The sequence below is a fragment of the Armatimonadota bacterium genome (assembly GCA_013314775.1).
Taxonomy (GTDB): Bacteria; Armatimonadota; Zipacnadia; order Zipacnadales; family JABUFB01; genus JABUFB01.
Genome location: JABUFB010000002.1, coordinates 360,504 through 372,796 on the forward strand (window position 1 = coordinate 360,504; position 12,293 = coordinate 372,796).

The window sequence follows — 12,293 nt, forward strand, 5'->3', positions numbered from 1 at the left end:
GAAATGAGCCGCACGATGAACGATTGGGAAAACCCCGGGCTTTTCAGTCTGAACCGCCTGCCGGCCCGCGCTTACCTGTTTCCGTACCCGAACCGCGAAGCCGCTCTCACCTGTGACCGCGGGGCCGCCCACTTCCTGAGTCTCAACGGGCCGTGGCGTTTTCACTACGCCGAGAGTCCGGTGCTGGCGCCGGAGGGCTTCGAAGGGCTGGACTATGAAGATGGGTGCTGGGCGGAGGAAGAAGTACCGGGCTGCTGGCAAATGCAGGGCTACGACCCGCCACATTACACCAACGTGGTCTACCCCTTCGCCATCGACCCCCCGCGGGTGCCGGATCTGAACCCCACCGGATCGTACCGGCGCTGGTTCCAGGTGCCGGATGACTGGTCCGGGCGTCGGATCGTGCTGCGGTTCGAGGGCGTGGAATCCACCCTCCAGGTCTGGGTCAACGGCCAGTACGTGGGCCTGAGCAAGGGGAGCCGCCTGCCTGCTGAGTTCGATATCACGGCAAACGTGAACCCGGGAACCAATCTTCTGGCAGTCCGCGTACACAAGTGGTCCGACGGCACGTATATGGAAGACCAGGACTACTGGTGGTTTTCGGGCATTTTCCGGGACGTATACCTGAAAGCTGAGGCGCCCATCGGGATCCGCGACGTATCGGTAAAGACTCCGTTGAGCAATGGGTATCGCGACGGCCGGCTGGAGATCGAAGCGCTCGTAGACGGGCAGGCGGACGGGCTGAGCGTCAACGCGGTGCTCTTCGACGCCGACCGGGTAGAGGTCGTGGCTGGACAAGCCGAGGCGAGTGAGCGGACTGCGCTCGCGCTGGAGGTTCCGGGGTGCCGCAAGTGGACTGCTGAGGACCCCTACCTCTACACGCTGGTCCTGGAGCTAACGGATGCGGAGGGGAGCGTGCTGGACACCACTTCGGTGCGCGTCGGGTTCCGGCAGGTGGAGATCACGGGCCGGGTGTTTCGCGTGAACGGCGCGCCGGTGAAGTTCAAGGGGGTGAACCGCCACGACCATCATCCCGAAAAGGGCCGCGCCGTCTCCCTGGAAGACATGACCACCGATGTGCTGCTCATGAAGCGGCACAATATCAATGCCGTGCGCACCTCGCACTACCCCAACGATCCGCGCTTCTATGACCTTTGCGACCAGTACGGGCTGTATGTGGTGGATGAGTGCGATTTCGAAACCCACGGGTTCGGGTACGGGTCGAACCGCGATGCGAATCCCTCTTGGGCGCCCGAATTCGCGGGTGCCTGCCTGGACCGGATGCGCCGGATGGTCATGCGCGACCGCAATCACCCGAGCATTGTGATGTGGTCGGCAGGCAATGAGGCGGACCACGGGCCTAATACCCGGGCGATGCTGAACCTCGCGAAAGAGATCGACCCAACTCGCCCGGTGCATTTCGAGCGCGACGTGGCTGTGGACACCGCGGATGTCTTCAGCCAGATGTACACTCATCCGGATACGGTGAAAAAGATCGCCGAAGGGGAGCCTTTCGAGGCTTGGGGCGTCACTGCGAACGAGCGCCACCAGTCCACGCCTTTCGTCCTGTGCGAGTACGCTCACGCTATGGGCAACGGCCCCGGCGGCCTGAAGGAGTACTGGGACCTGATCTATCAGTACGAGTCCCTCTGCGGCGGGTTCGTGTGGGAGTTCATCGACCACGGAATTGCCATGCAGGAGCCCGATGGGACGCCATGGTATGCCTACGGCGGGGATTTCGGCGAGTATCCCCATGACGGCAACTTCGTCTGTGACGGCCTGTGCTTCCCGTGGCGCGAGCCGTCGCCCGGGATGATCCAGTACAAGAAGATCATCGAGCCGGTGCGGGTGGAGGCAGTGGACCTGTCGCGCGGGGTGTTCCGGCTTACCAATCTCTATGACTTCATCGGGCTGGACCATCTCGCCCTGAACTGGAGCGTCGAATGTGACGGGAATGTACTGGCAAGCGGATCGGCCGCGATCCCACCCACCGCGCCACATGACTCCTCCGAGATCACCATCCCGGAGGTTGTCAGACGAGAGTTGTCGGGCATTGGGGCCCACGTAACCCTGTCGCTGGCGCTTGCCTCAGACACATCCTGGGCCAAAGCCGGGCATGAGATCGCGTGGGGGCAGTTCGCGCTTCCGGTGTCCGCGCCCGCAGCCGCATCCACCCCCGCCGGCCCGGCGCTCAATATCCGGCAACTGCAGTCCGGGGTCATCGTCGAGAGCGACCGGCTGGCCCTGCTGGTGAGCAAGGTGGATGGGCGCCTGCGCCACTGGGACTGGGACGGCCGGACGCTGCTCATCGATGGGCCTGCCCTGAGTTTCTTCCGCCCTGTTACGGACAATGACCGGGCACTCGGAGTACGCAAGTGGTGGGAGGGCCCGGACCTGAAACACTTCGCGTCGAAGCTGCTGGACCTGAGCGTTGAGGCGGAGGGCGAAGCTGTCCGGATCATCGTCGATACCCGCTTGAGCCCGCCCAACCAGCGCCGTGCCTTCACCTGCCGTTATGACTACACGGTGCAACCCGGCGGGACCGTGCGGCTCAGGGTCAGCGGCGAGCCATCGGACAACTGGGAGGACAGCGACATTCTCTTGCGCATCGGGCTGGACCTTCGGCTACCCGGAGAACTGAGCCGGGTTGCGTGGTACGGTCTCGGGCCCGGGGAGAGCTATCCGGACACATGGGAAGCCCAGCGCATGGGACTGTGGCGCGGCAATGTGGACGATCTCAGCACTCCGTACGTGTACCCGCAGGAAAACGGGAGCCGCAGCCGGACCCGCTGGATCACCCTCGTCGACGAACGTGGGAGGGGGCTTATGGTGGCCGGGGTTCCCGATATCAGTTTCAGCGCCCGGTGGCAGTCGGTAAACGATCTGGATGAGGCCGCTCACATGCACGAGGTGCCGCGGCGCGAGCACGTGTTCCTCAGTCTGGACCACGCGCACCAGGGCATCGGTAGCGCCAGTTGCGGACCGGGACCCTTCGCGGGATACATGTTGCGGCCCCGCCCCTTCAGTTTCGAAGTGCGCTTCGCGCCCTTCGACCGGGACGCCGCCGCGGAGCCGCGCATGGCTGCCGCGCTGCGTGCTGATTGATGCATGCGTACCGGTGATGAGCAAGCCTGCGCGGTCCGGCTACCCTGGCCCTGACTCCAGGGCGACCTCGTACATCACGAGGACGTTTTCCAGGCGCACGCTGTTGTCCAGTTCCGTAGTAGAGCCCATGAAAAACCCGGGACGCGCGTCTTTGATCGCCTGCTCGCAGACATGCCGAACTTCGTCGGGCGATCCGTTGGACAGAAGCTGGCTCATGTCGATGCCGCCCGCGATGAAGATCCGGTCGCCGTACTTGTCCTTGACTTCGCGCAGGTTCATCCCGGCCACGGTCTCGATGGGGTTGAGCCCGTCAATTCCTGCGTCGATCAGGTCATCCATGATCTCCATCAGGTAGCCGTCGGAGTGGAACAGGCACTTGATGCCGTAGTTGTGCCAGGCGTCATTGAGGCGTTTGAGGCGCGGGAAGAACTCGCGGCGCAGAAAGGTCGGCGAGTGCAGGAGCCGCTCCTTGCAGGCGATGTCGCCGTAGGTCAGCACCGCGGGGGAGAGGGCGGGGTCCGCGATGGCATGACAGATGGCGAGATTGCGCTCGGTGGAGGCCTCCAGGTACTCCGAGATCAGCCCGGGGTCGTCGTGCTCCAGGTAACAGTAGAGCTCCATCCCCACGTTGTGCCGGATGTCATCCAGGCCCACGCCCTGCTGCGCCAACAGGTTCACGGTGCCTCCGATGAGCCCCTGGGTGTGCAGGAAATGGGCGTGATAACGCTCGCGATAGGCAGCAGGGTCGGCCTGGATGCCCTGAGTGTCGGCTTTGATATCCAGTATCGCCTGCTTCACGTACTCGATTGCCCCCTCTTCATCAGTGAAGGGGCGGCTCACGATCCAATGCGTCTTTGCGTGAGGGCTGATGTGGTAGACGAATCCCCGGGCGTCGGTGACGTCCTTCTCCACCACTGGTCCGAAACCCACGCCGCGGGTCATGTCCAGCATCTCGCCAACGGCCTTGCAGGCGATGCGGTGCAGTTTGTCAAGCGTTTCCGGGTCTTCGGACAACGGCGGCAACTTCTCGCCGCTGAAGTGCTCGAACAACGAATCGCAACGCAGGAGGTCGTACAGGGGAACGCGGTCCGTCTCCTGCAGCGCCATCGCCCGTTCGCAACGTTCGCGGCGCGTCATTGTTGCCGCCATGAGCAGCCTCCTGTAGTGAGCACCTGCGTGAATTCTCGCAAGAAGCTCAGCGATACCATATGGTCTTCAGGTACTCGATGTACTGGTCCATCATGGACGGCGGGATGTTGGCGGGCAGGTGATTGCCCACGGCCCAGATCAGCCCCTTGCATTTGCGCCCGAGTTCGGCGGTGCGGTCCATGGTGGCTTTGACCTTTTCCCACGGGCTGAAGGCGAGGTCTCGGCAGTCCACGTCGCTGCCGATGAGGCACATGGAATCGCCAAAGTGCTCCACCATCCAGTCAAAGGGCATGTCGGGCTCGAAGAAGAACCCATCGGCTCCGGCTGCCTGCATGTCATGAGCGAATTCGCAGAAATTGCCGTCGGAGATAAACAGGATCTTTTTCCCTGCCGCTTTGAGCGGTTTCCACATGTCGGCAAAGCGCGGGATGATCACGCTCCTGTAGATGTCCGGGTGCATGAACGCCCCGGCGGTCCAGACGTAGTCGTCGTGCTGGATGACCACTTCCACGCTGGTCTTCGCCCAGGCCTCCATGTGAAACTTGGTGTAACGGTAGAAGCCGTCGAAGACTTTTTCCATCTTGGCCCGGTCCGCGCAGGCAAGAAGCAGCATGTCCCAGCCGAAAGACGCAATCGCGCCGGATACGATACTCTTGTAATACCCGCCAGCCTGAAGCTGGTCGGGGAAATTGGTGCGCGCGTTGACAACCTGGTTCTCGTAAGCGGCCACCTGGTCGTCGAAATCAGGCAGACCATACTCGGCGATGGGGTCGAAAGCCCAGACTTCCTCGGGTGTCTTGAACGGCGACGTTTTCGGCTGGCGCAGGTCGCTCCCGTCTGCGGCATAGACGGCGTGACCCATGTCTGTCACCCGGCCGCGGTTGCCCCAGTCGGCGAAAAGGCCGTCATTGGTACCCCACAGGAAGTCGATGCCCCACACTTCGTACAGCTTTCGGCTCCGGTTGGGGTCACCGGGGGGGACGCCGGTGACGCGCGTCACATAGTCCACGTGGTAGTCCAGGCTGTACTCGGTGTGTGCAAACCTGGGAGTGGGCTTGAGGTTGATGGTGTCCAGAGCGAGTTGGCGACTCATACGAGGCTCCTTCCGCGAGTTGCGCGTCTTCCGGCGGCGCACCATTGTTGCCGGAGTCTCCGCGTGACCTGCGTGATTCGCCACGGACGCCCGGGTTCCTTCATTCCCGCAGGAAAATCCCGCAGGCCATTGCCACTGGAAGAAGAAATATGGGTGTGCTCTCACACCGACGCCTGCCGTGGAGGCCGAGATGCCCCGTCTTCCTCAAGCCCCGATTTGTCCCGAGACAGACCTGCGCGACATGCTGCGGGGGTACCTCGTGCGCCGCAGCCTCGAGTGCATGGAACGCGCGGCAGAGCGCCGGAAGAAGGCGATCCGGGAGGGCGCGGCGGAGGCGTACCGCGAGACCATCACCGCCGCAGTTCGGGGCTTCTACGGGACGCTTCCGGTCGGGCCCGATGCCGAGCCGATACGTGCGCGTTTGGTGAGCGGCCACGAGCGCGAAGGGTACCGCCTGGAGAATGTGCTGTTCGACTCCTTCCCCGGTTGGGAAGTGAACGCCACCGTCTACGTGCCCCGCGATTTCGCGCCACCGTACCCTGCGGTGGTGGTTCCGGTGGGGCATTCGGGCAAGCAATTCGAAAGCTACCAGCTTCCGTGCCAGTTCTTCGCGCGTAGCGGGTATCTCGCCGTTGTCTTTGACCCGCCCGGTCAGTCCAGCGAGAAGCAGCCCGGTAACGATCACTTCGCGGATGGCGTGCGGTGTTACCCGGTAGGGGAGAGTTCGAGCCGGTATTTCGTCGCGGATGCCCTGCGCTGCATCGACTACCTGGAGAGCCGTGAAGATGTGGACACGAGCCGGGGGGTGGCGATGACCGGGGTCTCCGGCGGCGGCACCACAACCACGCTGGCTGCACTACTGGACCCGCGCGTGTCTGTGATGGGACCGTCCTGCTGTGTGACGGCGCTGGCGGATCTGGACATCACCCAGTGCTATGCAGGTTGCCCTGAGACCCACATGTGGCGCCGCTATGCGGAAGGCATCGACGAGATCGACCTGATCTGCGCTGCATTCCCCAGGCCCGTCCTGCTGATGGCGGGCGAGCAGGATGAGGTTTTCCGCATCGGGGACGTGCGCGCGTTAGCCGATGAAGCGCGCCTGTTCTACGCATCCGCCGGCATGTCCGAATGCATCGGGTTCTTTGTGGACCCCGGCGGGCACGCATACTCGCTTGCGCAGGCCAGGCAGTTCGTGGCGTTCATGGACCACTGGCTCGCAGGCGGCGCGAGGCCTCCCTGCGACCTGCCGGACGAAGCGTTCATCATGGACGCGTATGGGGATCTGCGCTGCTATCCGCGCACCGATGTGAACATGCGAACGCTCAGTATGGCCCGGGCGAGAGAGCTTCGAGAAAACCGACGACACACGGCGAAGGACATCAGACTGGCCGCGATGCAACTGGCTCAGGTTGAAGACCTGGAACAAGGGCAGCGAGCCGAAATCGGCGACCAGTTCCGGCTCTGGACCCACTACTGGCAGCCGGTGATGCTTCGGCCCGAGGCAGGAATCGAGCTGCCGGCCACCTTCATCCGGGCCCACAGCGACAAGCCCGCTCCGACGTTGATCCACTTTGACGACTCCGGCAGGCACCGCCTCATCGCTCGCAATGGCCCGCTCATGAGCGCGATCCGTTTCATCGACCGCGACCACCCCGGCGCCAGCCTGCTCACCGTGGACCTGCGCGGCTGGGGCGATACTGAGCCGAACCTCTACCCGTACGAGGCGGCGGGATGGGGCGGCATTGATCGCTACCTGGCGTACACTTCTGCCGCGCTGGGGGACTCGGTGCTCGGGATGCGTATACGGGATGGCCTGGCAGCGCTGACTTTCGCGCGGCGTGATCCGGGCGTTGACCGCGCGCGCATCATTATCTGCGGTTGCGGCGCAGGGGCAGTGGTCGCCATGCATGTCGCGCTCATTGGTGCGCCACTGCACGGGCTGGCCGTCTGGAACCGACCCGAGAGCTTCGAGGCGCTTGTTGCCGATGAGACCCCGCGCTGGCCGCATGACCTGTTCATGCCCAATGTACTGCAGCACTACGACCTTCCAGAGCTCCTCACTGCGCTCGAGTGCACCGTGATCGATCTCCCCGGAACCGAAGATGAGGCGCCGGGCCGGCTTGTCCCGGCGCTGACGCGGTTGTTGTTCGACTTATAAGACTGAAGATGGGAAGCTGGAGGTGTCACCGGATGGGTGTCAACGGAGTTGTGCCCGGGATTTTGGGAGCGTGCGTGGTCTTGCTGGCGCAGGTGTGCTTTGCTGACGCGCCGACGGTGAACGTTCCCTTTGCCCGCAAGCCGCCGCGGCTTGAGGGACGGCTCGCCGACCCCGTGTGGGATAGCGCGGCGGTGATCCGGAACCTGTACAAGCGAGGGAATCGGGACCAACTGCCAGAGGCGACCGAGTTCCGCTTGCTGCACGACGGACAGAGCCTGTGGGTTGGCGTGCGGTGCAGCGAAACGGAGCCCGGCTACCCGAAGGCTCACCTGCGCAGCCCGACGGATGACCTTTCCCTGGACGACGCGGTGCAGGTGATCCTGGGGACAGCAGACCGAAATGATGTTTCGCGCGAAGTGCTCAATATGGGCGGCTACGAGAATGCCCTCGGGCAGCCTGTTTCGTCGGCGGATCACTACTACCAGTTCACCGTGAATTCTGCGGGTGCCCAGGCGCGGACCTACAATGAGAGCGCGCTTGAGCGTCCGCTCTTCCAAGCGAAAGTGGCGCGTTTCAAGGGCTGCTGGACAGTGGAAATGCGCATTCCTCTGGCATCCGCCGGTATTGAGGGCGCCGACGGTCTGCCTGTCTTCGCCAACTTCTTCCGTTTCCGGCCGCCGGATATGGCCGCCTGGCACCTGCCCTCCTTCGGCGGATATGCCCCCATGCCTTTCGGCACAATGAAGCTGCTTGCCGAGGGCGAAGAGACGCAGCGCACCGTGCAGGAAGCAGCGGCACCGCATGTCTCCGCACCTGCCCAGGAACATGCGCAAGTGAAGATCGCCTGGTATCCTCTCTCGCGCCGAGTGGTGGCGGACATTGGCGCCGGACAGGGGGATGATGGTGCATCGGCCGCCCTGCGCGTGTCCGGAGTGGGGGAGAAGCGCGCGACGCTGGATGCGGGAAGCACTGTGCGGCTCATTCTCGATGTTCCCAAGGCGTGCTCGCTGCCCTGCAAGGCGGAGGCTAGTCTCACGGATGCAGGTGGCGCGGTCCTCGCGTCCGCAAGCCGCGAACTTGAGCAGGTGGCTGAGCCCGAGTGGCTCGGTACCGATGCGGGCAGCGACTTCGTGGACGCACAGTTGCCCATGCCGTGGACTGCGCCGTCGGTGCATGATGACACCATCTCGCTGCTCCCGGGTGACATGACCTTCGCGCCTTGCGGCCTGTTCGGTTCGGTCATTCGCGCCGGTGAGGAACTGCTGGCCGGCCCGGGAGAGATCATCCTGTCGGTCGCCGGGCAGCAGGCGACCCTCACCCCGCAGAGGCTGCGTGTCGTCCGGCGTGGCAACACAGCAGTGGCCGACGCGACGCTGCTCATTCCCGGCGGGCGTCTCGAGTTGACCAGCCGGGTGGAGTTCGACGGGTTCACGGTCTGCAAGCTGCGGGTGCGAGGCGTCGACCCGCACGCCATTGATCATCTCGCACTCCAGTTCCCGATCCGGCCGGAGAACGCCCGGTTCGTGCATACCCTTCTGGTGCAGGAGGTTGCAGAGCTCACGGGGTTCGGATGGGAAGGCCAGGCGGGGTCACTGTGGGTCGGTGGGCATGAGCGCGGTCTGGCATTCGACTTCGACACTCCGCTGTTCCTGTCCAAGCGCCGGCGCTCGCAGATGCAGGTGATCGAGAAGCCGGGCCAAACGCTGCTGAGGATCAACTTTGTAGACGGTGCCGGACAGGTAACGGAAGACGGCCACGTGTTCCGGTTCTTCTTGCAGCCCACGCCGACAAAACCCGTCTCACTGCGCAAAGACGGCCTCGCACAGACCTCACTGTGGTTCGAGGAATGGTCAGACCACGAGGGCTACCCGGACCTGAAGAAGATGCCGGAAGTGAAGCGCCGTGCGGAAGAGGCCCACGCACGTGGCAAGCCCTTTCTACTGTACTTCAACAGCATGCTGGCCGAGGACTCCCCCGGTTTCGCCGAGTTCCGCGAGGAGTTCCTGGTGCCCCCGGGCCACATGTGGTACAAGCGCGCCTATGACCCCGGGCGTGATGTGCCCTGCTGGCTGTGCTGCGTGCGCGGCCCTTACGGAGATCTGCTGCTGGACGGCATGCGGAGACTCGCACGCGAGGGGGGTGTCGACGGCGTCTACATGGATGGCACCTCGGTGCCCTGGCCCTGCACCAACCCGGCCCACGCTCCCTGTGCCGAACCGATTTCGCCCTCATGGAATGAGGACGCTGTCACCCCGCTGATGGCCACGCGCAGTTTCCTGCAACGGGTGCGCGGGGTGTTCAGCGAGGGCAGGCGCCCGTGGATGTTCGCCCACACTGGCGGCGCAATCGGCATCTCCACCCTGTCTCTCTGCGACGGTTTCTACGAGGGCGAGCAGATCTCGCGGTACCGGCCGGGGTACCGGATTCCGTTGCACAAGTTCGCGGTGGGCTACTGTGGCATTCCCTGGGGCTTCCGCACCGACACCATCCCGGCCTCGTATGGGGCGCGCCGTATGATGACCCTTGCGGCGCTGCACGACGTGCAGGTGCGCCACGAGTGCGCCGAACTGGAGGACCGGATCTACTCGGACTTCCAGGATGATTCTTCCGTGAGCTATCACCCGTACTGGCGCGAGCAGCCCCATGTGCGGGTGGTCAAAGGCGACGTGCTCTTTTCGTACTACCGGAAGCGGGATGCGGCAATGCTTGTGGTCAGCAACCTGACCTGGACAAAGCAAAGCGCCCGGCTCGACGTGAGCGGGCTGTTTCCCGGCGAGCCGGTGAGCGTGGAAGATGTGGATGCACAGACCCCGATTTCCGTGAGCGACGGGTGCATCGCCCTGGAGATCCCGAGCCACCGCTTCGCAGCCGTCCGGATCGAGCCTGCTGCAAATGCCGGCGCACCCGAGACGCCTCCGGCGGTGGAACCTCCTATTCCAGCGGACTTCAGCATTCAGGGCTACAGACCCTCAGACTGGGACTTGAACCCCGACGCAAAGGGGGTCACCATCGAGCCCGACGTTGATCTTGGCAGGGGGCTGCGTGGCCCGAAGCTCAGAAGCAAGATCTACCATGACTACGCGACGGCGCGATTTACCGCTCACCCGGTAGGTGCGGATGCGACCTACCGAATCGCGCTCCAGCGAAACGGCCGCTGGCGGCTGGACATCGGCCGGTGGACCCTCCAGACCGATGGCAGCCGTTGGTATCTGCCCTCCGATCTGTGGCGCGAGGGCAGAGTCTATCAGCCCTCCGTGAAGGGCGAGGAGACCAACGAACTTGTGCTGTCGATTCGCAACGGTCTGCTGGATGCGGTCTACGGTGGACAGGCACTGGCCCGCGATGTGCCGGTGGAAGGCCTCTCAGGCAATAGCTTCCTGGAAATGAAGACCTGGGGCGGTGACTGGTTCGCGTTCACGCTGCTGGAGGCTTCGAGCAGGCCGACCCAACTCTTCGAACAGGGCGTGCGTCATCCGGTATTGTGATGCGCCTTGGCCCAACAGGAGGCGTGCTGCATGCTCCGCGCCGTCATCTGCGTGCTTTGTGTTCTCATCCTCGCGGCGACCACTTCCCGGGCCTCGGAGCCGGAGCCGCGCCCGTTCATCTATGGCTGCGGAATCGTCTGGGGCAGGTGGCTCGGCCTCGATGATGCCCGGGCGAAAGCCTTCGACCGTCTCAGCATGGACCGGATCAGGGAGATGGGTGGGACCAACGTCCCCGCGAACTTTGCGTGGATCGACATTGAGCCCACGCCCGGCGAGTATCATTGGGACTACGTAGACCATCAGGTGAAGGAGGCTCGCAGGCGAGGTCTGGAGATATTCGCCTACACCGGACTGACGCCCGACTGGGCCTTGCCGGACAATGCGCCCAAGACGCCGGGAATCGGCTACCGGTTCCCGCCGGCGGAACGGTTCATCCCGGATTTCGAGAGGTTCTTCGAGACCCTCGCGCGGCGGTACCGGGGCAAGGTGCGGTACTACGGATTTTGGAACGAACCCAACGGGTGCAGTTGGATCAACGACCGGTGCGCAAACGGCCATATGGCGCACACTTACGTGCCGTGGCTGAAACGCTGGTATCGCGCGATGAAGAAGGGCGACCCGAACTGCGTCCTGGCCGTGGGGGGGCTGGATTACCACAGCGGGGTGGCCGAAGGCTGGCGGTATCTGGAGGACATCTACACTCACGGCGGAGGGGATAGCTTCGACGCCGTGGCGCTTCATCCGTACGGAGAGCCCCTGCACTGGCGAGCGATCCGCGATACCTATGACTGTCTCGTGCGCCACGGCGATGAGCACAAGAAGTTGTGGCTCAATGAGTATGGATGGAACACCACCGATGAGACGCGCAAGGCCCGCAACCTGCGCAAGGTGCTCCACCGTCTCGCAAGACCCGAGTATCACATGGTGTTTCAGGCCAGCTACCTGGTACTCACCGACCTGCCCGGCGATAGTGACGTGAATGCCCATGACTTCGGCCTGTGTGACCGTGACCGGAAAGCCGGAACAGTCACGCCCCGCGACAGCTACCGGGCGTTCCAGGCAATCCGCAAGCATTGAGCCGACCCAAACCGTGACCGGAGGATAGTTCGTGCAATTCACCAATCGCCAGCGTTTCGTGAGACTCATGCGCGGCCAGGCCGTTGACCGCGCGCCGTTCGTATGCCGGGCATGTTCATGATCTCGGAGGTGGAAGTCCTCTACGGTATCGGAGACCGTAACCGTTAAGCGAAGGCAAGGGCGTCGCCGCGAGGCGGGGTCTGAAAGAAGCCTTAGCCACAGCCAC

At 63.8% G+C, this 12,293-nt stretch carries 6 protein-coding genes; 4 read left to right on the plus strand and 2 right to left on the minus strand.

Annotated elements, in window-relative coordinates; translation table 11 throughout:
- Nucleotides 1-3: 3 nt before the first annotated feature.
- Entirely contained in the window at nt 4-3,105 is a 3,102-nt protein-coding gene (locus HPY44_02820) for a DUF4981 domain-containing protein (protein ID NSW54922.1), read from the plus strand.
- 39 nt (nt 3,106-3,144) lie between these two features.
- Here the strand turns inward: HPY44_02820 and HPY44_02825 are convergent, their stop codons facing one another.
- Both HPY44_02825 and HPY44_02830 read right to left on the minus strand, forming a co-directional pair.
- Nucleotides 3,145-4,254 (minus strand): hypothetical protein, encoded by a 1,110-nt coding sequence (locus HPY44_02825; protein ID NSW54923.1) that lies wholly within the window; start codon nt 4,252-4,254, stop codon nt 3,145-3,147.
- Between the two features lie 46 nt (nt 4,255-4,300).
- Nucleotides 4,301-5,347: a hypothetical protein gene (locus HPY44_02830; protein ID NSW54924.1), complete on the minus strand. Its 1,047-nt coding sequence runs from the start codon at nt 5,345-5,347 to the stop codon at nt 4,301-4,303.
- Between the two features lie 190 nt (nt 5,348-5,537).
- Between HPY44_02830 and HPY44_02835 the strand changes: the two genes are divergently transcribed.
- From HPY44_02835 to HPY44_02845, 3 genes are read left to right on the plus strand one after another with little or no spacing between them, the layout of a single operon-like run.
- Nucleotides 5,538-7,505 (plus strand): acetylxylan esterase, encoded by a 1,968-nt coding sequence (locus HPY44_02835; GenBank protein NSW54925.1) that lies wholly within the window; start codon nt 5,538-5,540, stop codon nt 7,503-7,505.
- A 32-nt stretch (nt 7,506-7,537) separates the two neighbouring features.
- Nucleotides 7,538-10,990: a hypothetical protein gene (locus HPY44_02840; GenBank protein ID NSW54926.1), complete on the plus strand. Its 3,453-nt coding sequence runs from the start codon at nt 7,538-7,540 to the stop codon at nt 10,988-10,990.
- A gap of 30 nt (nt 10,991-11,020) precedes the next feature.
- A complete protein-coding gene (locus HPY44_02845; GenBank protein NSW54927.1) occupies nt 11,021-12,067 on the plus strand; it encodes a beta-galactosidase in 1,047 nt (348 codons plus the stop codon).
- The last annotated feature ends 226 nt before the right edge of the window (nt 12,068-12,293 follow it).